The organism is Prauserella alba, assembly GCF_024171735.1.
Classification (GTDB): Bacteria; Actinomycetota; Actinomycetes; order Mycobacteriales; family Pseudonocardiaceae; genus Prauserella; species Prauserella alba.
This window is the reverse complement of record NZ_JAMTCH010000003.1, coordinates 1,808,611-1,829,554: the sequence shown is the minus strand read 5'-3', so window position 1 is coordinate 1,829,554 and position 20,944 is coordinate 1,808,611. Positions and strand designations below refer to the sequence as shown.

The window sequence follows — 20,944 nt, the reverse complement described above, 5'->3', positions numbered from 1 at the left end:
ACGCGGCGGGTCAGGCGTTGCGGAAGAACCGGTCGAGCACGCGAGTGCCGAATTTGAGCGCGTCGACCGGAACCCGCTCGTCGACGCCGTGGAACAGCGCGGAGAAGTCCAGGTCGGCGGGCAGCTGCAGGGGAGCGAACCCGAAGTTGCGGATGCCGAGCCGCTGGAACGCCTTGGCGTCCGTGCCCGCGGAGAGCATGTACGGCAGGGTGCGCGCGCCCGGGTCCTCCGCGGTGACGGCGGCGCCCATGGCGTCGACGATCGCGCCGTCGAACGTCGTCTCCACCGGTGGCAGCTCCATCCACTCGCGTTCGACGTCGGGGCCGAGCAGGTCGTCGAGTTCGCGGTCGAAGGCGTCGACCCTGCCCGGCAGGATGCGGCAGTCGACCGAGGCCTCGGCCACCGAGGGGATGACGTTGGCCTTGTATCCGGCGGTCAGCATCGTCGGGTTGGCGGTGTCGCGCAGCGTCGCGCCGATCATGCGGGAGATGTTGCCGAGTTTGGCGACGCTGCCTTCGAGGTCGTCGTCGGGGAAGTCCCATCCGGTGATCTCGGTGACGCCGTCCAGGAACTCCCGCACCGAGTCGGACACGACGAGCGGGAAGCGGTGGTTGCCGAGTTTCGCGACGGCCTCGGACAGCTTCGTGACGGCGTTGTCGCGGTGGATCATCGACCCGTGGCCTGCCGTGCCGCGCACCCGCAGCGTCATCCAGCGGATGCCCCGCTGGGCCGTCTCGACCAGGTAGGCGCGCACGTCGTCCTTCAGCGTGATGGAGAACCCGCCGACCTCGCTGATCGCCTCGGTGGCGCCGTCGAAGAGTTCGGGCCGGTTCGACACGAGCCACTGCGCGCCGTACTTGCCGCCTGCTTCCTCGTCGGCGAGGAAGGCGAAGATCATGTCGCGGGGCGGGACGATGCCCTCGCGCTTGTAGTGCCGTGCCAGGGCGAGCGTCATGCCCACCATGTCCTTCATGTCGACCGCGCCGCGGCCCCAGACGTAGCCGTCCTGCACCGCGCCGGAGAACGGGTGCACGGACCACTCGGCGGGATCGGCGGGCACGACATCGAGGTGGCCGTGCACGAGCAGCGCGCCGCGCGTCGGGTCGGCGCCGGGGAGCCGCGCGACCACGTTGTGCCGGTTCGTCCCACCGGATTCGACGTAGCTGATCTCGTAGCCGACCTCGGTGAGCTTCTCGGCGACGTACTCGGCCGCCGCGCGTTCGCCGACGACCGTGTCGGGGTCGCCGGTGTTGGTCGTGTCGATGCGGATGAGCTCGCTGGTGAGAGTCACGGCCTCGTCGGCGGCCGCCTCGATGAGGTTCTCGGTCACGGGACCTTCCTATCACTGAGACCGTTGGTGCAGGTGAGACACGTGGGTTCACAACGGTGGACCCCCCTGTGCGCGGGGTCCGACGCGTCCGCTAATCTATTCGCCAGCAAGTCCGAGTGGCGGAATGGCAGACGCGCTAGCTTGAGGTGCTAGTGCCCGTAAAGGGCGTGGGGGTTCAAGTCCCCCCTCGGACACACAACGACTACCCATCCGATTTCGTCGGGTGGGTAGTTTTTTTGTGTCGCCGACGTGTACGTGGGAGTCGATCACGGGCGCGGGGCCTCGGTGTCGCCCGTCGTTCCCGACCGTCGGCCTCGGTGTCGCCGGCCTTGGTGCCGCCGGTGTCGCTACCGGACGCGCGCGCCGCGGACCGCCCGTCGCCCGTCGTTCCCGACCGTCACGCCCCGGCGCACCGGACGCGGCGACCCTGAGATCATCGGCGCGCAACGGGCCGGGTACTGTACCGGCCTCGTCGACACGGCGAGGATTTCCTGCGTGCCCCGGCGGGTAGTCGACGTTTTGTTCCCGGGAGTCACGCGGAATAGAATTTGCCCGATATGCGTGGACCACGCGCCACGGCTGATACCGAGGAGGACGGATGACCGACAGTGCCGGCTCGGGGCCGGGAACACAGGTCGACGAGACGCGGCGAGGCAGGTTCACCAGCCGCCGCGTGTTCATCCTCGCCGCCATCGGGTCAGCGGTCGGGCTCGGCAACATCTGGCGGTTCCCCTACGTCGCCTACGAGAACGGCGGGGGCGCGTTCATCCTGCCGTACCTCGTCGCGCTGCTGACGGCGGGAATCCCGTTCCTGCTGCTCGACTACGGGCTGGGGCACCGGTTCCGAGGGTCTGCACCGCTGTCGTTCGCCCGTGCTCGCAGGCGTATCGAGACCATCGGCTGGTGGCAGGTTCTGCTCTGCTTCTGCATCGGCGTCTACTACGCGGCCGTGCTCGCCTGGGCCGTGCGGTACACGTTCTTCTCGGTGAACAAGGCCTGGGGTGACGATCCGGAGACGTTCTTCTTCGACGATTTCCTGCACCTCGGTGACCCGGGCGTGGCCATGGAGTTCACGCCCGGTGTGCTGGTGCCGTTGCTCGTGGTGTGGGTGGCGTTGCTCGTGATCATGGCGCTGGGCGTGCAGCGCGGCATCGGCGCGGTCGCGATGATCTTCATCCCGATCCTGGTGATCGCGTTCATCGCGCTGGTCGTGCAGGCGCTCCTGCTGCCGGGGTCCGGCGGCGGGCTGAACGCGCTGTTCACCCCGGAATGGGCGGCTCTGGCCGAGCCCGGTGTCTGGGGAGCCGCCTTCGGGCAGATCTTCTTCTCGCTGTCGATCGGTTTCGGCGTCATGATCACCTACGCGTCCTATGTGAAGCGCAAGACCGACATGACCGGGTCGGCGATGGCGGTCGGCTTCGCCAACTCCGGCTTCGAGCTGCTCGCCGGTATCGGTGTGTTCGCCGCACTCGGGTTCATGGCCCAGGCCTCCGGGGTGGCGGTCGCCGACGTCGCCTCCGACGGCATCGGCCTCGCCTTCGTCGCGTTCCCGGCGATCATCAACGAGGCGCCGGCAGGGGCGCTGCTCGGCGTGCTGTTCTTCGGCTCGCTCGTGATCGCCGGGCTGACATCGTTGATCAGCGTGATCGAAGTCGTGATCTCCGGCGTGCGGGACAAGTTCGAGCTGTCACGCCTGACCGCGACGCTGTCCGTGGTGATCCCGACCGCGGTGATCAGCCTGGTGCTCTTCGCTACGACCAGCGGGTTGTACGTGCTCGATATCGTGGACCACTTCGTCAACCAGTTCGGCATCCTGCTGGTCGCGGTGGTGAGCATGCTCGTGCTCGCGTGGGGCGTCCGGCTGCTGCCGGAGCTGATCCGCCAGCTCAACCACCACGGTTCGATCCCGGTGGGCCGGGCCTGGCAGCTGCTCATCGGTGTGGTTGCTCCGCTGGCGCTGCTGTACGTGCTCGTCCGGCAGTTCATCACCGATATCGGCACGCCGTACGAGGACTATCCGGCGTGGATGCTGGCCACCTTCGGCTGGGGCGTCGTCGTCGGCGTGATCGTCCTGGCCGCGCTGGCGTCGCTGGCGCCGTGGAAGTCGCAGACGCGGCTGGATCTGACCGAGGAGGAGGTGCGCTGATGGGTGTCTCGGCCGTGGTGATGATGCTCGTTGCGATCCTGGTGATCTGGGGCGGTCTCGCGTTGGCGATCGCCAACCTGGTCCGGCGGAGCCCGGAGGGCCGCGAGGACTAGGCCGCGGTGAACCGGGGGTCACGGATTCGTGGCCCCCGGCCGCGATTCTTCGGCCCCGTCGTGTCCGGGCGATGCGGCGAACCAGGAGTCGGCGCGGGCCCGGAATCGTTCGGGATCGAGCGCGCCGGCACCCTCCGGAAGCGCGGCGACGATCGGTATCCCGGTGATCCGGGGCAGATCGGCCAGGTTGCACCGCTCGGCGAGCCCGGGGCGTTCCGGAACGGCGCCGAGCACGAGGCCCGCCGGTTCGATGCCCCGCCTGCGGAGCGCCTCGACCGTGAGTCCGGTGTGGTTCAGCGTGCCCAGGGCGATGCGCGTCACCACCAGCACCCGCACGTCGTGATCCCGCGCCAGATCCGTCGCGAGGTCCGCCAGCGTGCCCCCGCGGGTGTCGAGGTGGACGAGAAGCCCGCCGCTGCCCTCGACGATCACCGAAGTGTGCCGCGTTGCCAGGTCACGAATGCGCGCGGCGTGCGTGTGGACCGCCGGGATGTCGGCACCACGCAGCCGCGCCGCGGTGCCGGGCGCGAGCGGGTCGTCGAGCCGCACGAACTCCGTGGTGGGACAGGCCGAGAGGCGCCCCACCACGGAACAGTCCGGTTCGTCGGTGCCGGCTCCCGTCTGCGCGGGCTTGACGACGATCGTTCCGGGGCCGGAACAGACCGCGAGTGCCGAGGTGGCGACCGTCTTGCCGACGCCCGTGTCGGTCCCGGTGACGACGGTGATCACGTTCGGCACCGTTGGACCGCGGTGGTCAGGACGTCGAGGGCATGGGCCCAGCGCTCGTCGTCGAGTCCGATGTGGGTGGTGATCCGCAGTCGGGAGACGCCGTCCGGCACCGACGGCGGGCGGAAACAGCCCACGCGCACTCCGGCGTCGAGGGCGTGGGCCTGCGCCGCGAGGGCGGCCTGCGGGGACGGCATCGGAACCGACAGCACGGCACCGGCAGAGCACGGCACGCCGAGCCGTTCGGCCAGTTCGGCGCCGCGCCGGTGAATCCGCGCCGGTCCGATCCGCCGTTCGCGCAACAGCCGCAGAGCGGCCAGCGCCGCGGCCGTCGGCGCCGGGGCGAGACCGGTGTCGAAGATGAACGGGCGGGCGCGGTTGACGAGGTGGTCGACGAGCTCCGCGGAGCCGAGCACGGCGCCGCCCATGGCACCGAGCGATTTGGACAGCGTCGCGGTCACGACCACGTTCGGGTGGGCGGCCAGGCCGCCGGCACGGACCGCCCCGCATCCGTCCTCACCGACCACACCGAGCCCGTGCGCCTCGTCGACGACGAGGAGTGCACCTGCCGCCGTGCACACGTCGACCAGATCGGGCAGTGGTGCGGCATCGCCCAGTACCGAGAAGACCGACTCGGTCAGCACCACGGCTCGCCGTCCGCCCGCGTCCGCCAGCGCGTCGCGGACCGCGGCGATATCGTTGTGTGCAGTGACCGTGACCGCCGCCTTCGACAGACGTGCCGCGTCGATCAGTGACGCGTGGACGTGTTCGTCCGAGACGATCAGCGAGTTCCGGTCCGTCAACGCCGTCACCGCGGACAGGTTGGCGTGGTATCCCGTCGAACAGGCCAGTCCCGCTTCCTGTCCGATGAACGCGCTCAGCTCCCGTTCCAGGTCGGTGTGCAGGGTGGTCGTGCCGGTGACGAGGCGGGAGGCACCCGCGCCGGTCCCCCAGGTGAGGACGGCGTCGGTGGCGGCCCGGCACACGTCGGGGTGGTTGCTCAGCCCCAGGTAGTCGTTGCTGGCGAGGTCGATGGTCTCGTCGCCGGCCTGCCGGGGCCGCAAACCGCGTTGCAATCCCGCGGCCTCGCGCGCCGCCCGCTGCTCGGCCAGCCAGCCTGCCCACGCGGTCATGCCACCTCCGCCGCGGCCGCGATCCCGGCACAGATGGTCGCGATGTCGTCGTCGGTGCACACGTAGGGCGGCATCGTGTAGATCAGGTCGCGGAACGGACGCAGCCACACGCCCTGGGCGAGTGCCGCCTCGGTTGCGGCGGGTACGTCGACGTCGTGGTCGAGCTGGACCACACCGACCGCGCCGAGAACACGCACGTCGACGCAGTCGATCCCGTGCAGGGCCTGCAACCCGGCGTTGATCCGCCCCACATCGACGGTCCAGTCGCGTTCGGACAACAGGTCCAGGCTCGCGGAGGCGATCGCGCACGCCAGCGGATTGCCCATGAACGTGGGGCCGTGCATGAGCACCCCGGAATCGCTCGCGGAGAGGCCACGCGCGATGTCCGCCGTGCACAGCGTCGCCGCAAGGGACAGGTACCCGCCGGTGAGTGCTTTCCCGACGCACATCACGTCGGGGGCCACGCCGGCCGCGTCGGCCGCGAAGAACGTACCGGTGCGGCCGAAGCCGGTGGCGATCTCGTCGAAGACGAGCACCAGGCCGTGTTCGTCGGCCACGTCGCGAAAGACCGCCAGGCACTCGGCAGGATAGGGGTGCATGCCTCCGGCGCCCTGCAGGAGCGGTTCCACGATCAGGCCCGCGAGCTGGTCCCGATGCTGTGCCGCGAGTGCGCGGAACCCCTCGGCCCAGGCATCGACGTCGCCACCGAGCGGGGGAGGCCGCTCGCCGAACACCTGCTGCGGCAGCAGCCCCGACCACATCGAGTGCATGCCGCCGGTCGGGTCGCACACGCTCATACAGTCGAAGGTGTCGCCGTGGTAACCACCGCGGACGGTCAGGAAGCGGGAGCGCTGCGGCCTCCCTCGGCCGCGTTGGTACTGCAGCGCCATCTTCATGGCCACCTCGATGCTCACCGACCCGGAGTCGGCGAGGAACACCCGGTCGAGATCGCCGGGTGCACGGTCGACGAGGCGACGGGCGAGTTCGACCGCGGGCTCGTGGGTCAGTCCGCCGAACATCACGTGCGACACGTTGTCGAGCTGGCGGCGTGCGGCCTCGTCGAGCACGGGGTTCCGGTATCCGTGGATGGCCGACCACCAGGACGCCATCCCGTCGACCACGTCGCCGACGTCGTCGAGGGTGATCCGGCTGCCCTCCGCACCCGTCACCAGTCGCACGGGCGCCGGGTCGGTCATCGACGTGTACGGGTGCCACAGGTGCTCACGGTCGAAGGCGAGCACCTGCTCGGCCGGACCCGTCATGCGTTGGGGAGGACGTCGGTGCCCGCACCGCGGCGGCGGATCGCGGGGTCGGCCGGTTCCTGCTCCGCGTCCCGGCCGCGAAGGTCCTGTTCGGAGCCCAGGACGACGAACCCGTTGTCGCGGATCATGTCCAGGTCGGCCCGGGCGTCCTGGCCCTCGGAGGTCAGATAGTCGCCCAGGAACAGGGAGTTGGCGACGTGCAGTGCGATCGGCTGCAGCGACCGCAGATGCATCTCCCGCCCGCCGGCGATGCGCACCTCCTTGTCGGGGCAGACGAGGCGCGCGGCCGCGAGGATCTTCACGCAACGGGTGGGGGAGAGGTCCCAGGTGTTCTCGTGGGGTGTGCCCTCGAAGGGCATCAGGAAGTTCACCGGGATCGAGTCGGAGCCGAGGTCGCGGAGCGCGAACAGCGCCTCGACCAGCTGCTCGTCGGACTCTCCGAGTCCTGCGATCAGCCCGGAGCAGGGGGAGATCCCCGCGTTCTTCGCCTTCTGCACGGTGTCGACGCGGTCGTCGTAGGTGTGGGTCTGGACGATGTTGGCGTGGTTGCTCTCGGCGGTGTTGATGTTGTGGTTGTAGGCGTCGACTCCGGCGGCCTTGAGTTTCTCGGCCTGCCCGTCGCCGAGCAGCCCCAGGCACGCACAGACCTCGACGTCCGGATACTCCGTCTTCAGGGACTCGACCATGTCGGTGACCTTGTCCACGTCCCGTGTGGACGGTCCGCGGCCGGACGCGACCAGGCAGACCCGGCTCGCACCGCCGCGCAGTCCCGCATCCGCCTGGGCCAAGGTGTCTTCCTTGGACAACCACGAGTACGTCAGGATCGGAGCGCCGGACCCCAGCGCCTGCGAGCAGTAGTTGCAGTTCTCGGGGCACAGGCCGGACTTCAGGTTGACGAGGTAGTTCACCTTCACCGTGTTGCCGAAGTGGGCGCGGCGGAGCCGTCCCGCGGCGGCGACCAGGTGCATCAGCTCGGGGTCGTCGGCGCGCAATGCCCCCAGCGCGTCGTCTGGTGTGGCCGGCGTGCCGGCCAGGATCGCGTCGGCAAGCTGCTGGAACGTGTCGCTCATCGCGTCTCCGGTATCGACTGGCGGGTCACTGACCTGAACAGTGTTCAGCTGAACGCTGTTCAGGTTAAACCGGCCGCCGCCGGGTGGTCAACGGAGCGGTTCGCGCTGTCACTGGGGCGCGAACCGACGAGGCGGCCGGCGGCGAGGACGTCGATCACGCCTCGCCGCCGGCCGCCTCGAATCCCTCGGCCTGCGCCCTGGGCTACGTTGCCGGGGTGGGGGTGCTCTCCTGCTCTTCCTCGGCGGCCAGCGCCCGCACGGCCGGCTTCGTGATGACGACAGCCAGCCCGATGGCGAGCAGGCCGCCGACCAGCTTGCCGACGAGCAGCGGCAGGATGAGGTTCGGCTGGAAGTTCGCCGTGAACGCCAGGTGGTCGCCCACGAGGAACGCGGCGCAGACGGCGAACGCGATGCACAGCACCTTGTCCTTGGGCGGCATGTCCCGGATCAGGCGGAACAGGGCCAGCACGTTGGCCACGGCGGCGAGCAGTCCTGCCGTGCCCTCCGAACTCATTCCCACGCGACGGCCGAGCGCCCCCAGCGGCCGGGCGAGCCCCTTGCGCAGCACGTAGACCATCGGGAAGGCGCCCGCCAGCATGATGCCGATGTTGCCGGCCACTTCGAGGGCCCGGTACTGGTCCTCGGAGTCGGCGATGATCGGGTCGAAACCGAAGCTGCCGAACACGGCGGAGAACACGCCGGTGAAGTGTTCGACGATGCTCACCGCCAGTACGAGTTTCAGCGCAGCGTCGAGGATGCGCCCGAACCAGATGAACAGGCGGATCATGAACGTGGGTGCGAACCACAGCGCCGCGGCGAGTGCCACGACGAACACCGCGAGCGGCAGCAGGTTCAGCAGGATGGCCCCGGCGTCCAATCCGGTCAGTGCGGCGTCGGAGGCGCTGTCTGCCGACACCTCGCCGCGTACCGTGGTCGAGCTCGCGGCGAGAATCGCCGTGGTGACCAGTACGCCGATCGGAATCGCGAGGACGCCCGACATCACGCCGAGCGCCATGTACCGGTGATCCCGCTTGTGCAACATGGCCAGGCCGACGGGGATGGTGAAGATGATGGTGGCTCCGGCCATGTAGCCGACGACGGTCGCCATGATCCAGCCGCCGGTGCTGGTGGCGGTTTCCTGCGCCAGTTGGTAGCCGCCCATGTCCACGGCGATGAGGCTCGTCGCGGCGATCGCCGGGTCGGCGCCGATCGCGTCGAACAACGGCCCGGCGACGGACTCGACCAGGGCGGACAGGTACGGGATGGCGGCCATGATCCCGGCGACCGGGATGAAGATGGCGCCGATCGAGTGCAGGCCTTCCTTGAACTCCCTGCCGAGGCCGTGTTCGTCGTCGCGGATCGACGCCACGGCGCCGATGACGACGAACACCATCATGATGTAGATGATCAGGTTCCCGAAGGACTCCACGCGTCCTCCTCCTTCCGGTGGGGGACGGGTCAGCGCAGGAGCGGGCGCAGGTGGTCGTTCAGGAACACGCCGTCCGGGTCGAACTCCCTGCGCACGGCGACGAACGTGTCGAACTCGGGGAACAGTTGCTCCAGCCGGTCCCGCGTCATGAAGTGGATCTTGCCCCAGTGCGGACGGGCCTGGTACTGCTGCAATCGCCGGTCGACGGCGCGCAGGAACGGCCAGTAGTCCGTGCCGGGGGCGCCGGACACCGAGATCACCATGGTGTCGCGCCGGTAGTTCGGCGACAGGTACGCGTCGTCAGCAGCCGTCCAGCGGACCTCGATCGGATAGAGCTGGTCGGGGAACTCGTCGAGCATCAACCGCCGGATCTTGTTGAGCGCCTCCAAGCCGTGTTCGGCGGGCACCATGTACTCCATCTCGTGGAAGGGCTCGTCGTAGCCGCCCGGGTAGACCCGGTATGCACGGTCGGTGCGGTTGCCCACGTCGTCGGAGACGAGCCCGTCCGGTTCGGTGACCTCGACCTCGTCGTAGATCTTGACGTAGCAGTGGTTGTGCATCGGCTGGTCGGGAGGTGCCGGGAGTTGGTAGAGGTCCACCGAGTGGTCCGCGGGGCACCAGAAGAACGAGAAGTGCCGGTGGTTCGCGATCAACTCGTCCCAGGACTCCTCGATCTCCTGCCAGGGCCGGTAGCTGATCTCCTCGGCGATGTAGTACTTCGGGGAGACCGCGAGTTCCACCTCGAGCATCACGCCGAGCGTGCCGAGCGCGACCTGTGCCGCCCGCAGCTCCCGCATCCGGTCCTCACCGATCTCGACGACCTCGCCGTGCCCGTCGACCAGGCGCACGCGACGCAGGGCGGCCGACATGTTCGGCAGTTCGATGCCGGAGCCGTGCGTGGCCGTCGCCAGTGCACCGGCGATGACCTGTTTGTCGATGTCGCCCTGGTTGGACAGCGACAGCCCGGCGTCCCACAGCGGCTCGCCGAGCCTGCCCACCGTGGTGCCCGCCAGTGCCGAGGCTCGCAATCGCTGCGGGTCCGTCGACGTCACGCCGCTGAGCTGGGTCAGATCGAGCATGAGACCGCCGGTCGGCACGATCGGCGTGAACGAGTGACCGGTTCCCGCGACCCGCACGTTCATGCCCTGCCGGATCGCGTACCGGACGGCGTCGACGACCTCGGATTCGTCCCGGGGCCGGGCGTACATCGACGCTGTGACGGTGTGGTTGCCCGCCCAGTTGGTCCAGACCCGGTCGTAGCTGACAGGTGCGGACAGCGATGGCTCGGTCATGTGGATGCTCCGATCTTGTGCAGCGGATCTCGGTCAGCGCCCCGGCCCGCGTCTCCGCGTCGCCCGCGCGGACGGCGCAATACGGGTGGAGCGGTGCGGGCCGGCATCGGCCCCGGAGATCCAGGACCGATCAGGACGCGTTGACCACGGCATGCCGCGTCCGGGGACGGGGTGCCGGACGGTCGCCGTGGAGCCCTGTGGAGGCTCCGGGACCGGATGCCGGCCCGCGTGCGCCGGTGGCCCGACTGCGTCGTCATGGGACCTGCTCCCCGAAGGCTCGTCGACGGCACCGGCGGGCCGGGTTCGGCGGTGAACGCTGCCCGCGGTGCCCCGAGTGGACGGCGGCGCAGGAAACATAAAACACTTAAATTTAAATGACAAGTCGGTGTGAAGCCGGGTGACAGGGGGTCGCCGGATCGGTGCCGTACCGTGACAGGCGAGCGATTCGTTCCCATCCGCACGTCGAACCCGCCTGGACTAGCTTCGTGAGCAGAGGAAACACAACGGTGTCGAGTTTTGCTGCGTATCTGCGGTTGGACGCCACCGAAGGTCCGGGCCTCCCGCAGAACGTGGCCCGGCAACTGGAGACGGCCGTCGCCGTCGGGCTGCTCAGTCACGGAGACCGGTTGCCGCCGGAGTCCGAACTCGCGGCCGAGCTGGGAATCTCCACCGGAACACTCCGTCAGGCTTTGGAGACCCTGCGTCAGCGCGGCGTGATCGAAACCCGCCGTGGCCGGGGCGGCGGCAGCTTCGTGCGGAGTGCCACGCAACCGCCACCCGAGGCCGTGATGAACCGGTTGCGCGAGCGCAGCGCCGATTCGTTGCGTGATCTCGGTGACGCGTGCGCGGCCGTGGTCGGCGGTGCGGCACACCTGGCGGCGCAGCGTGCGGTCGGGGACGACGTGGACCACCTGCGGTCGCTGGCCGACCAGTTCCGCACCGCCGAGACCGCGGACGAGCGGCGCCGCGCGGACAGTCGTTTCCACATCGAGATCGGCGTGATCGCCCACTCGGCGCGGCTGACGCAGGCCATCGTCCATCTGCACGACGAGTTGGCGTCGCTGTTCTGGATGGTGGGCGGGGAGGCCGACCATCATCCGGTGACGGAGAGCGCGCACACCGCACTCATCTCCGCGGTCGACGGTGCCGACGCGGACACGGCGCGCGACGTGGTGATGCGCAACGTCGAAGGCCGGGTCCAGCACCTGCTCGATCTGCACCTGGACCTGGCGGTGCGCGGTGAACCAGGATGACGCCAACGCGCAGGCGAGAAGGTGAAGGATCGTGAACGAGGCAGACCTGGCGTCGCTGCGCCGTCCCGCGGACCGCATCAGGGAACGAATCGACCGCGTACTGGCCGACCTCGGCGCCACGGCCGGTGACCTGGTGCGGACGCTCGCGCCGGCGGAACGGCCGCTGCGCCGCGCCGACCTGGCGCCCGTACAGCCGGCGCTGCTGGCGGTGATCGACCGGCACCGGGACTTCGTGCAGGGCGTGGGGCTCGCCCTCGACGACGGGCATCTCGCCGACTCGCCACGTTGGATGGAGTGGTGGCGCAGTGAGGGCGGCGAACCGGCCGAGTTCGTCCGCCACAACCTCGACCCGGAGCACAACCACTTCTACGACTACGTGGGCAAGGAGTGGTTCGCGTTGCCGCGCGCGAACCGAAGGGCGACCGTCACGGGCCCGTTCGTGGACTTCGGCGGGACCAACGAACACACCATCACGCTGGCCGTGCCGGTGGCGCACGCCGACGGGTACGTCGACGTGCTGGGTGCCGACGTGGCGGTCGAGGGTGTCGAACGACTGCTGATCGAATCGTTGCGCTCGGCCCCGCAGGACACGGTCCTCGTCAACGAGCACGATCGGGTCGTGGCCTCGACCAGCGCCCGCTGGTGGAGCGGAACCCTGCTGCAGCGGGCCCCGGGGGACGGATGGTCGGACGCGGTCGACGTCGGCGGGCACGTGAGCTGGCGGCTTGTCGGAACTCCGCGGTGACGGCGTGATCCGAACCGGCGCCGCGTCGGGCAATAGTCGGCCCCGGGCAGTACGCGGCCCCGGGCGGTACGCGGCCCCGGGCAATGCGCCGCCCCGAGCAGTGCGCGGCCGGTCGGCGGCGCAACGTGCGCACTGCTCGGGGCGCCCGGGCGGGACGCCGGGGACGGCGGACCGTCTCGGACCGTCTCGGACCGTCGCCGTGTCAGGTGAACGGCGCACCAGCGGCGCCGCGGGAATCCCGCCGCCGTGGCCGGCTACTCGAGCAGGCCGCGCATCTCGGTGATCTCGGCTCGCTGGGTGTCGATGATCTCCCTGGCCAGTTCCGTCGCTTCCGGGCTGGTCCCGTTCGCGAGCTGGTCCCGGGCCATCCGGAGCGCTCCCTCGTGGTGGTCGATCATCATGTCCAGGAACAGGCGATCGAACGTGGTCCCGTCGGACCGTTCGAGCCGCCGGAGCTGCTCGTCGGTCATCATGCCGGACATGCCGCTGTGCTCGCCGGCACCGTGGTCCGTGGCGGATTCCGGCGCATCCCACGACGAGAGGAATCCGCGCAGGGTGGCGATCTCAGGGGCCTGTGCGCGTTCGATCCTCGCCGCGAGCCGGCGCAGCTCCGGGCTGCCCGCACGGTCGTCGGCCAGTTCCGACATCTCGATCGCCTGCCGGTGGTGCGGGATCATGCCCTGGGCGAAAGCGATGTCGGCGTCGTTGTGCTCGGCCGATGCCCGCATGCCCGGCTCCGACGTGGCCGGCTTCGGCGTGCCTGACTCCGATGTGGCCGGCTCCGATGTGGTCGAGACTGCCGGTGTGGAGGTCGGCGTGCCGCCGGAGGTGTCCTGACCGGCGCAGCCGGTCAGGACGAGGGCAGCGGTCAGTGCCGCGGCGGTGGCCGCCGCGTTGGTGCTCTTCATGGTGGTGTGGACTCCTGTGTGATGAGGTGCGATCGATCGGGCTCCGGCGCGTTGTGCGCCGTGGTGCCGATCAGGTCCGCATCACACAGAGCTGCGCGAGCCGCCGGGACGTCGGCGGCGGTCGCTGCACCGGCAGCCGGCCGCCCGGCTGCGGCGGTCGCCTCGCTGCCGTGGCCGGGCGTAGCCGGGTGAGCAACGGGGCGGCCAGTACGACGAGTCCGGCTGCGGCCAGTATCGCGAGGCACAGATGGAGCAGCTGGTGCAGGCCGTCGTGATCGGCGTGCGGCCCGGTGTCGCCCTGTGACGCGGCGCCGGCGTGCGGCTCCGTGCCTGGCTGGAGGCGAGCATCATGGGAAGACTCCGCCCGTGGCCCGTGCCCGGCGTGCAGCCTGACGCTGTGCAACGCGACGCTGTCGTCCGAAACGCTGCGGCCTGAAACGCTGTGGTCCGAACCGCGGTCGTCCGAGACGTCGTGGCCTGCGGTGGTGTTCGCGATCGCGGGGGTTGCTGCAGCCGGTGGAGCGGGCGTGGTCACGAGGGCGTGCATACCGACCACGCCGAACAGGACAGGCAGGGCGAGCAGCGTCAGTAGCCACCATCGTGCTCGCCCGCACTCCATGACGCCCACCTTACCCGGGAGGGGTATCGACGTGTGCACGGCGCTGGGTAGTGGCTCGGCAAGGAACCGTGGGACGGACTGCTCGGTGACTCGGGGCCCGACCGCGGTGTGGGTTCACGGTCGTGCCCGGGAAAGCTCGCGGATGCGGCCGTCGACGACCTCGTACACCGCGTCGACGCCGTCCAGATGTGAGCGGTCGTGGGTGACGAGCACGGTCGCGGTTTCCCTGCTGTGGGTGATCGCCGTGAGCAGGTCGATGACGGCGCCGCCGCGCTGCCGGTCGAGGGCGCTGGTGGGCTCGTCGACGAGCAGCACGCTCGGCTCGTTCATCAGCGCGCGTGCAATGTTCACCCGTTGCTGCTGCCCGCCGGACAACTGTCCGGGCAGGTTCCCCGCCTTGTCGACGAGGTCGACGGCGTCGAGCAGCTCGGCCGCGCGCGCAGTCGCGGCCCGAGGTGACGTGCCGTCGAGGTGCGCCATGACCTGCAGCTGTTCGGCAGCCGTGAGCGACGCCAGGAGATTGGGCTGTTGGAACACGATGCCGATGCTGCTCCGGCGCAGCGCAGTACGCGCGTGGCGGTCCAGACCGGACGTCTCGATACCGTCAATGACGAGTCGTCCGCTGTCCGGTGTGATCAGCATCGCGGCCACGGCCAGTAGGCTTGATTTGCCCGACCCCGACGGGCCGACGACAGCTGTGACGTGGCCGCTGGGTGCCTCCAGGCTGACGTCGTCCAGTGCGGTCAGGGAACCGTCCCCATCGGGGTAGGTCAGAGTGATGCCGGCGAGTTGCAGGCCCATGGTCGGCTCCTTCGAATCAGTGGTGGGACAGGGCGTTCAGCGGGTCGACCGCGGTAACGCGGCGGACGGCGAGCGCCGCGCCGGCGACACCGAGGAGGATCATCGCCAGCGGCGGCAACAGCACGGTCTTCGGGTCGAGCACGAACGGCACCGTGTCGGCGACGGCGGAGCCGACTCCGGCGGCAAGGCCTGCGCCGATCCCGGTGCCGGCGACAAGCAGCACCACCACCTGGCCGAGTGCGTCCCGCAACAGGTACGTCGTGGTGGCGCCGAGAGCCTTCAGTACGGCGATGTCGCGACTGCGCTGGATGGTCCACACGGTGAAGAACGCGCCGATGACGAGTGCCGCGATCGCGAAGAGGAAGCCGCGCATCAGCTGGAGTGAGCCGTTCTCGGCGGTGTAGGAACCGATGGCCGACAGTGCATCGCCGGTGGTGACGGTGGTGGTGCTCAGCTGCGCATCGGCCGGGCCGAGCTCGGAGGTAGCGGTCGTGCGCAGCGCCACGACCGTGGCGCGTGGGCCGGATCCCGGCGCGAGGCGCTGCCAGTCGGACAGGCTCAACCACACCACCGGAGTGTGGTTGAACGATGCGTCGCCGGCGACGGGACCGACGGTCAACCGGTGGCCCGCGAGCGTGAGGGAGTCGCCGGGCCGCGCGGACAGCTCCTCGGCGGCCGCGGTGGAGAGTATGGCGGTACCGGTGGAGACCGGGCCGGGGGCGAGAGCGGACCCAGGCTCGACGCCGAATGCGGACAGGGCCGCGGTGCCTCCGCGGGTGCCGGTGTCGCCCTCTACGGTGGCGACCCCGAGCGGGTGTGCGCCCGTGACACCCGGAGTGTCCGCGAGCCGCTGCCATTGCTTCGGGTGAACGACAGACCGCGTGAACGACGGATCTTCACCGTCCGCCGGCGCTGCGAAGGTGATGTGGTCCGCGTCCAGGCCGGTGACCGCCGAGGCGCTCTGCGCGCCGAGCCCCGCAGTCAAGCCGGTCAGCAGACTGACCAGTAACGTCATCAGGATGACGACGGACCCCATCAGGGTGAACCGCCCTTTCGCGAATCGCAGATCCCGCCACGCGACGAACACGTTCCTGCCGTCCTTTTCCTGTCGACGTCCGATACGTCATCCACTCTGATCCGCGGCGGGCCGTGCCTCATCGCACCGCGGTTCGGTTCTGTAGTGCCGAAGAAATGACGGCCGGGTCCAACTTTCGATTGATGCGGTACCTCGCGGCGGTGCCCACACTGGGCTGCGGAGGAGGTCAGCGCTCGTGAACCCGCACACTCTCGACCGCCCGCTTCGCGTGCTGCGGATTTGCCTGCATCTGCTGATGGCAGGCCTGCTCGTGCTCGCGGCCGTGCGTGCATTCCTCGGCGGTCTGGTGCACGCACCATCCGTGCTCGCCGTGACTGTCGCGTTGGGTGTGGTCTACGGGGCAGGACCGTTGCTGCCCGGGGTAGGGCGCTCGCCGCGCGGGGCGACGGTGTGGCTCGGCGTGCTCGCGGTCGTCTGGTTGGCGCTGCTGTGGCTGACAGCGGACGGGGTGTGGCTGGCGTTCCCGTTGTTCTTCCTCCAGTTGCACCTGTTGCCGACACGGTGGGGGCTGGCGAGTGTTGCCGGAACCACAGTTGTGGCGATTGCGGGATTCCTGTGGCACCAAGGCGAGTTCGCGGTGGGCACGGTCATCGGGCCTGCGCTCGGTGCGGCGGTGGCGGTCGCGACGGTGCTCGGCTACCAGGCGCTGTACCAGGAGAGCGAGCAACGGCGCCGGCTCATCGAGGAATTGCGGGACACGCGTAGCGACCTGGCGGCGGCGGAACACTCGGCAGGCGTGTTCGCCGAGCGTGAGCGGCTGGCCAGGGAGATACACGACACGGTCGCACAGGGCCTGTCCAGCATCCAGCTGCTGTTGCGGGCGGCGGAACGAGCGTTGCCCGAGCGGCCCGACGAAGCCTCCCCACACGTCGTCCGGGCACGCCGGGCGGCGCAGGACAACCTGGCTGAGGCGCGACGGGTGGTCCACGCGTTGGCGCCGGTGGAACTGGAAGGCCGCTCGTTACCGGCCGCGCTCCGACGACTGTGCACGAACACGCAGCAGCAAGGCGGCCTTTCAGTGCACTTCCACCTCAGCGGGGACCCGTACGAGGTTCCGACGCCGTACGAGGTCGCGTTGTTGCGTGTCGCCCAGTCGGCGTTGGACAACACGATTCAGCATTCCGGAGCCGGGCGCGCGGAGGTGACACTGAGCTACATGGACACCAGTCTCAGCTTGGACGTCGTCGACGACGGGGTGGGGTTCGATCCCGAGGCGGTCGCGTCTCGCGCCGGCATGCGGGACGGAGGTTTCGGCCTCGCCGCCATGCGTGCGCGCGCCCGTGCCCTCGGCGGCCACTGGACCGTGGAATCGACCCCCGGCCAGGGCACGGCCTTGGCGGTCCACTTTCCGCGGCAATCCGGTGACGGTGAAACCGGTGTCTCTGTGGCGGGCGACGGTGCGGCACCCGGGGCGGCGCAGGGAGAGGCGGGTCCCGATGAGTGACCGGATACGACTGATAGTCGCCGACGACCATCCCGTGGTGCGTACGGGTCTTCGTGCGGTACTCGACACCGAACCCGACTTCCGGGTCGTGGCGGAAGCGGCCTCGGCGGAGGAAGCGGTGCGGCTCGCCGCTGCGACTCCGGCCGATGTGGTGCTCATGGACCTGCAGTTCGGTGCCGGGATGCACGGATCGGAGGCGACGGCCGCGATCGTCGACCGGCCGGGGGCGCCGCGAGTGCTGGTGCTCACGACATACGACACCGACGCTGACATCCTCGCCGCCATAGAGTCGGGTGCGACCGGCTATCTGCTCAAGGACGCACCGCCCGAGGAACTGGCTCACGGGGTGCGGACGGCCGCCGAGGGACGGTCGGCGTTGGCACCCGCGATCGCTGACCGTCTCATGGCTCGGATGCGCGCTCCGGCGACGGCACTGTCCGGCCGGGAGATCGAAGTGCTCACACTGGTCGCCGACGGATTGTCCAACCACGAGATAAGCAAGCGGCTTTTCCTCAGCCAAGCCACCGTCAAATCGCATCTGGTCCACATCTACGACAAGCTCGGCGTCGAGTCTCGAACCTCCGCCGTCGCGGCAGCACAGCGCCGCGGCCTCTTTCGCCGTTGATGCGGTGTATGGGTTGTGGTGCGATCGGGTTTCCCTCTCGGGCGGCCGCTCACGGGCCGGGCACGGCTTACGCGGCGGTGTCGTCCGGGGCGAGGACGATGTCGAACCGCGCTCGCGTCCACGTGCGCCCGCCCAGGTCGCGGCCGTCGGGTGTGGGCGTGTCCGCGGTCTGCTCGTCGAAGCGTTTCACCAACGAGTCCTTCACCCCGAACACCGAATCGCCGAGGGCCAGCTGGGGGTCGCCGTCGACGAAGATGTGCGTGACGAGCGTGCGCAGGCCCTCGGCGGTCACCATGAAGTGCAGGTGGGCGGCGCGGACCGGGGACCGGCCGGCTGCCTCCAGCAGTCGTCCGACCGGGCCGTCGTGCGGAATCGGGTACGGCGTCGGCGTCAGGCACCAAAACCGGAAGCTCCCGTCCGACTCGGCGAACAGGTGCCCGCGGCCCGCGACGCGGTCGTCGCTGTACTGCACGTCGTAGAAGCCGTCCTCGTCGGCCTCCCACACCTCGATGCGCGCGCCGGGCACGGGCGATCCGTCGGTGTCGCGCACGGTTCCTTCGACCCAGCACGGCTGACCGGGTGCCCCGCCTGCGATGTCGCCGCCGTTGCTCACGTGCGGCGCGTCAGCCACGAAGAACGGGCCGAACACGGTGGCCTCGGTCGCGTCGCGGTAGGCCTCGTTGTTCACGGCGATCGTCTGCATCGACGCACCGAGCACATCGGACAGCAGGATGAACTCCTGGCGGTTGTCGTCGGTGATGTGGCCCGTGGCGGTGAGGAACTCGATCGCCCGGTTCCACTCGTCCTCGGTCAACCGGACGTCGCGGATGAACGCGTGCAGGTGCCGGGTCAACGACTCCAGCACCGCACGCAGCCGGGCGTCGCTCGCACCCGCGAAGGAGGCGACGACCTCCTCGGTCAGCCGCTCCTCGATGCTGCGCTGCGCCTCGGACACCGCGGGTTCGCCGGCTGCCGTGGACGAGTCGTCGGTGGTGGTCATGCGTCGGCTCCTTCTCGGGTTACGCGGAAGCGGATCGGGAGAGCGCGCGGCCCTGTCGGGTGGGTCACACCGTCGTCGAGTCGCCGGTGCGGTCGAGGATCCTGCGCAACACGCCGACCAGTTCGCGTTCAGGGTCCTCGACGAGACCGTGGCTGCGCCAGCCGACGTGTTTGTCCGGCCGCACGAGGACGGCCCCGTCCTCGGCGACGCCGCACAGCTCGGCCCAGTCGAAGTACAGGTCGGTCACCTCGCGGCCGGGACCGATCACGACCGGCCTGACCGGAACGCCGAGTTCCGCCGCGGCCTTCTGCGCCGCCGCGACCCACGGCTCACCCGTGATGCCGGTGAGCAACGTGAACGCGTCGTAGCCTGCCAGGTCGTGGGTCGATCGGCGGTGGTTGCTGTCGCCCACCCAGGCGTGCGGCAGTCGGGCTCCGGGACGGGTCGAGGGTTCGTAGTACAGCTCCGGGTCTCGTGCCGGTTCGGCGCGGGGAGTGCCGTCGCCGACGACGGCCGCCGACTCGGTCGCGTCGTAGTGCTGTCCCAGCTCCACGCCGTGTGCGTTGAACTCGTAGTTCTTCAGCTTCATGGCCTCGCGCACCGCGGCACGTTTCGCGGCGCCCGCGGCGGTGTCGTCCTTGCGTTCCTCCAGCTGCGCCCGTAACTGCTGCGCGTCGGCGGCGGTGTCGAGGCCCAGGGCGGAGAACAGCGCACCGAACTCGCGGGCGGACGTGTTGGCACGCACCACGATCTGCCGGGCCACGGGTGCGCGTTCCGCGGTGTAGCTCTCCAGCAGGCCCGCACCGGCGTGGCCCTGCAGCACCGCGGCGATCTTCCACGCGAGGTTGTAGGAGTCCTGGATGGACGTGTTGGAGCCGAGTCCGTTGCTGGGCGGGTGCTTGTGGACGGCGTCCCCGGCACAGAACACGCGGCCGTGCTGGAGGCCGGTCGCGTACTGCTCGTTGTTGCCCCACAGCGAGACGCCCGTGATCTCGACGTCCAGTTCCGGGTCGCCGACGAGATTGCGCACGATGGCCGCCGCGTCCTCGTCGGTCACCTCCGGCGGCCCCTGGTCGATGTCGAAGCCCCACACGACGAGCCACTCGTTCCACGGCCGCACCATCCGCACGAGCCCCGCGCCGATGCCGCCGATGTCGGCTCCGGGTTGGATCACCCAGTACAGCACCGACGGGCGGTGACCGCAGAGCGCGGACAGGTCGGCCTTGAACGTGATGTTCATCGACCCCGCGATGTCCATCCGCCCCTCGTACGGCAGTCCGACGTCCGCGGCGACCTGCGATCGGGCACCGTCGGCACCGATCAGGTATCGCGCGCGGATCGTGTACTCGGTGCCGGCGAACCGGTCGAGCACCCGGACGTTCACGCCGTCGCCGTCCTGGGTGTGCCCGAGGTACTCGGTGCTGAACCGGGTCTGGGTCCCGCGCACCGTGGCGGCGCGCACCAGGATCGGTTCGAGATACGTCTGCGGGATGTCGCACGGCAGCGACGGCGACGCCAGCTCGTAGTCGGCCCGGCGCGCCGGATGGTTGCCCCAGGTGAGGATGCGGCCGATCTCCTCACCGGCGATCGCCGTGCAGAACACGGTGTCGCCCATCAGCCGGTGGGGCGTGGCGTCGGCGAGCACGCGGTCCTCGACTCCCATGTCACGGAAGATCTCCATGGTCCGCTGGTTGGTGATGTGGGCCCGCGGCGTGTTCGCCGTCCAGCGGTACTTGGTGATCATCGTGTTGCGGACCCCGAGGGTGGAGAGGAAGAGCGCTGCGGAGGCGCCCGCGGGTCCCGAGCCGACGATCAGCACGTCCGTCTCGATCACGGCCGCGGTCGGCCGAGTGGTCTCGGCGAGCCCGTCGTCGAACGTCACCATGGCTGCTGGCCTCCGTCGTCGGTGCCCGGCCTCGTCGCCGGACCGTTTCGGACACCGTGCCAACGGC

The 20,944-nt window shown here is 69.8% G+C and carries 19 protein-coding genes and 1 tRNA gene; 7 read left to right on the top strand and 13 right to left on the bottom strand.

Features of this window, described 5'->3' with window-relative positions; all coding sequences use genetic code 11:
* Positions 1 to 10: 10 nt before the first annotated feature.
* The gene (locus LY12_RS08400) at positions 11 to 1,330 is read right to left on the bottom strand and encodes a M20/M25/M40 family metallo-hydrolase (protein ID WP_253854570.1); all 1,320 of its coding nucleotides are present in this window, start codon (positions 1,328 to 1,330) and stop codon (positions 11 to 13) included.
* 110 nt (positions 1,331 to 1,440) lie between these two features.
* Here LY12_RS08400 and LY12_RS08395 point away from each other — a divergent pair.
* From LY12_RS08395 to LY12_RS08385, 3 genes are all read left to right on the top strand, one after another.
* Positions 1,441 to 1,524 (top strand) — tRNA-Leu (locus tag LY12_RS08395).
* A gap of 404 nt (positions 1,525 to 1,928) precedes the next feature.
* Positions 1,929 to 3,476 (top strand): sodium-dependent transporter, encoded by a 1,548-nt coding sequence (locus LY12_RS08390; RefSeq protein WP_253854569.1) that lies wholly within the window; start codon positions 1,929 to 1,931, stop codon positions 3,474 to 3,476.
* Complete coding sequence (locus LY12_RS08385) at positions 3,476 to 3,589, top strand: methionine/alanine import family NSS transporter small subunit (protein WP_253854567.1); 114 nt, start codon at positions 3,476 to 3,478, stop codon at positions 3,587 to 3,589. Before LY12_RS08390 ends, LY12_RS08385 begins: the two co-directional genes overlap by 1 nt.
* An 18-nt stretch (positions 3,590 to 3,607) precedes the next feature.
* On the opposite strand, the gene bioD is transcribed toward LY12_RS08385, so the two are convergent.
* The 6 genes from bioD to LY12_RS08355 form a co-directional block, all read right to left on the bottom strand.
* A complete protein-coding gene (gene bioD, locus LY12_RS08380; protein WP_253854566.1) occupies positions 3,608 to 4,318 on the bottom strand; it encodes a dethiobiotin synthase in 711 nt (236 codons plus the stop codon).
* Complete coding sequence (locus LY12_RS08375) at positions 4,315 to 5,448, bottom strand: 8-amino-7-oxononanoate synthase (RefSeq protein WP_253854565.1); 1,134 nt, start codon at positions 5,446 to 5,448, stop codon at positions 4,315 to 4,317. Before LY12_RS08375 ends, bioD begins: the two co-directional genes overlap by 4 nt.
* Positions 5,445 to 6,710: an adenosylmethionine--8-amino-7-oxononanoate transaminase gene (locus LY12_RS08370; protein ID WP_253854564.1), complete on the bottom strand. Its 1,266-nt coding sequence runs from the start codon at positions 6,708 to 6,710 to the stop codon at positions 5,445 to 5,447. Before LY12_RS08370 ends, LY12_RS08375 begins: the two co-directional genes overlap by 4 nt.
* Positions 6,707 to 7,780: a biotin synthase BioB gene (gene bioB / locus LY12_RS08365; RefSeq protein ID WP_253854563.1), complete on the bottom strand. Its 1,074-nt coding sequence runs from the start codon at positions 7,778 to 7,780 to the stop codon at positions 6,707 to 6,709. Before bioB ends, LY12_RS08370 begins: the two co-directional genes overlap by 4 nt.
* A gap of 202 nt (positions 7,781 to 7,982) precedes the next feature.
* Positions 7,983 to 9,209, bottom strand: coding sequence for an ethanolamine utilization protein EutH (gene eutH / locus LY12_RS08360; RefSeq protein ID WP_253854562.1), 1,227 nt, complete (start codon positions 9,207 to 9,209; stop codon positions 7,983 to 7,985).
* Positions 9,210 to 9,238: 29 nt separating this feature from the next.
* Complete coding sequence (locus tag LY12_RS08355) at positions 9,239 to 10,501, bottom strand: D-arabinono-1,4-lactone oxidase (protein ID WP_253854561.1); 1,263 nt, start codon at positions 10,499 to 10,501, stop codon at positions 9,239 to 9,241.
* A 506-nt stretch (positions 10,502 to 11,007) separates the two neighbouring features.
* On the opposite strand from LY12_RS08355, the gene LY12_RS08350 reads away from it, so the two are divergent.
* Positions 11,008 to 11,754: a FadR/GntR family transcriptional regulator gene (locus tag LY12_RS08350; RefSeq protein ID WP_253854560.1), complete on the top strand. Its 747-nt coding sequence runs from the start codon at positions 11,008 to 11,010 to the stop codon at positions 11,752 to 11,754.
* Between the two features lie 31 nt (positions 11,755 to 11,785).
* Positions 11,786 to 12,499 (top strand): cache domain-containing protein, encoded by a 714-nt coding sequence (locus tag LY12_RS08345; RefSeq protein ID WP_253854558.1) that lies wholly within the window; start codon positions 11,786 to 11,788, stop codon positions 12,497 to 12,499.
* 254 nt (positions 12,500 to 12,753) lie between these two features.
* On the opposite strand, the gene LY12_RS08340 is transcribed toward LY12_RS08345, so the two are convergent.
* From LY12_RS08340 to LY12_RS08325, 4 genes are all read right to left on the bottom strand, one after another.
* A complete protein-coding gene (locus LY12_RS08340) occupies positions 12,754 to 13,407 on the bottom strand; it encodes a DUF305 domain-containing protein (RefSeq protein WP_253854556.1) in 654 nt (217 codons plus the stop codon).
* Positions 13,408 to 13,477: 70 nt separating this feature from the next.
* The gene (locus tag LY12_RS08335) at positions 13,478 to 14,026 is read right to left on the bottom strand and encodes a DUF6153 family protein (RefSeq protein ID WP_253854553.1); all 549 of its coding nucleotides are present in this window, start codon (positions 14,024 to 14,026) and stop codon (positions 13,478 to 13,480) included.
* Between the two features lie 114 nt (positions 14,027 to 14,140).
* Positions 14,141 to 14,827: an ABC transporter ATP-binding protein gene (locus LY12_RS08330; RefSeq protein WP_253854552.1), complete on the bottom strand. Its 687-nt coding sequence runs from the start codon at positions 14,825 to 14,827 to the stop codon at positions 14,141 to 14,143.
* A 16-nt stretch (positions 14,828 to 14,843) separates the two neighbouring features.
* Positions 14,844 to 15,914 (bottom strand): ABC transporter permease, encoded by a 1,071-nt coding sequence (locus tag LY12_RS08325; protein ID WP_253854550.1) that lies wholly within the window; start codon positions 15,912 to 15,914, stop codon positions 14,844 to 14,846.
* Positions 15,915 to 16,098: 184 nt separating this feature from the next.
* Between LY12_RS08325 and LY12_RS08320 the strand changes: the two genes are divergently transcribed.
* On the top strand, positions 16,099 to 17,367 hold the full coding sequence (locus LY12_RS08320) for a sensor histidine kinase (RefSeq protein WP_253854548.1): 1,269 nt from the start codon (positions 16,099 to 16,101) through the stop codon (positions 17,365 to 17,367).
* A complete protein-coding gene (locus LY12_RS08315) occupies positions 17,360 to 17,992 on the top strand; it encodes a response regulator (RefSeq protein WP_253854546.1) in 633 nt (210 codons plus the stop codon). The genes LY12_RS08320 and LY12_RS08315 overlap by 8 nt, the downstream gene beginning before the upstream one ends.
* A 67-nt stretch (positions 17,993 to 18,059) precedes the next feature.
* Here LY12_RS08315 and LY12_RS08310 read toward each other — a convergent pair whose 3' ends face one another.
* Together LY12_RS08310 and LY12_RS08305 are read right to left on the bottom strand one after the other, a co-directional pair.
* Entirely contained in the window at positions 18,060 to 18,992 is a 933-nt protein-coding gene (locus tag LY12_RS08310; protein ID WP_253854544.1) for a hydroxyquinol 1,2-dioxygenase, read from the bottom strand.
* Between the two features lie 64 nt (positions 18,993 to 19,056).
* Positions 19,057 to 20,877: an FAD-dependent oxidoreductase gene (locus LY12_RS08305; RefSeq protein WP_253854542.1), complete on the bottom strand. Its 1,821-nt coding sequence runs from the start codon at positions 20,875 to 20,877 to the stop codon at positions 19,057 to 19,059.
* Between the last annotated feature and the right edge of the window lie 67 nt (positions 20,878 to 20,944).

Bases quoted from the DNA above. Each gene is read 5' to 3' on its own strand.
- LY12_RS08375 (WP_253854565.1), bottom strand. From the start codon at position 5,448: ATGACCGCGTGGGCAGGCTGGCTGGCCGAGCAGCGGGCGGCGCGCGAG.
- bioB (WP_253854563.1), bottom strand. From the start codon at position 7,780: ATGAGCGACACGTTCCAGCAGCTTGCCGACGCGATCCTGGCCGGCACG.
- LY12_RS08340 (WP_253854556.1), bottom strand. From the start codon at position 13,407: ATGAAGAGCACCAACGCGGCGGCCACCGCCGCGGCACTGACCGCTGCC.
- LY12_RS08355 (WP_253854561.1), bottom strand. From the start codon at position 10,501: ATGACCGAGCCATCGCTGTCCGCACCTGTCAGCTACGACCGGGTCTGG.
- LY12_RS08305 (WP_253854542.1), bottom strand. From the start codon at position 20,877: ATGGTGACGTTCGACGACGGGCTCGCCGAGACCACTCGGCCGACCGCG.
- LY12_RS08315 (WP_253854546.1), top strand. From the start codon at position 17,360: ATGAGTGACCGGATACGACTGATAGTCGCCGACGACCATCCCGTGGTG.
- LY12_RS08385 (WP_253854567.1), top strand. From the start codon at position 3,476: ATGGGTGTCTCGGCCGTGGTGATGATGCTCGTTGCGATCCTGGTGATC.
- LY12_RS08390 (WP_253854569.1), top strand. From the start codon at position 1,929: ATGACCGACAGTGCCGGCTCGGGGCCGGGAACACAGGTCGACGAGACG.
- LY12_RS08370 (WP_253854564.1), bottom strand. From the start codon at position 6,710: ATGACGGGTCCGGCCGAGCAGGTGCTCGCCTTCGACCGTGAGCACCTG.
- LY12_RS08335 (WP_253854553.1), bottom strand. From the start codon at position 14,026: ATGGAGTGCGGGCGAGCACGATGGTGGCTACTGACGCTGCTCGCCCTG.
- LY12_RS08310 (WP_253854544.1), bottom strand. From the start codon at position 18,992: ATGACCACCACCGACGACTCGTCCACGGCAGCCGGCGAACCCGCGGTG.
- LY12_RS08330 (WP_253854552.1), bottom strand. From the start codon at position 14,827: ATGGGCCTGCAACTCGCCGGCATCACTCTGACCTACCCCGATGGGGAC.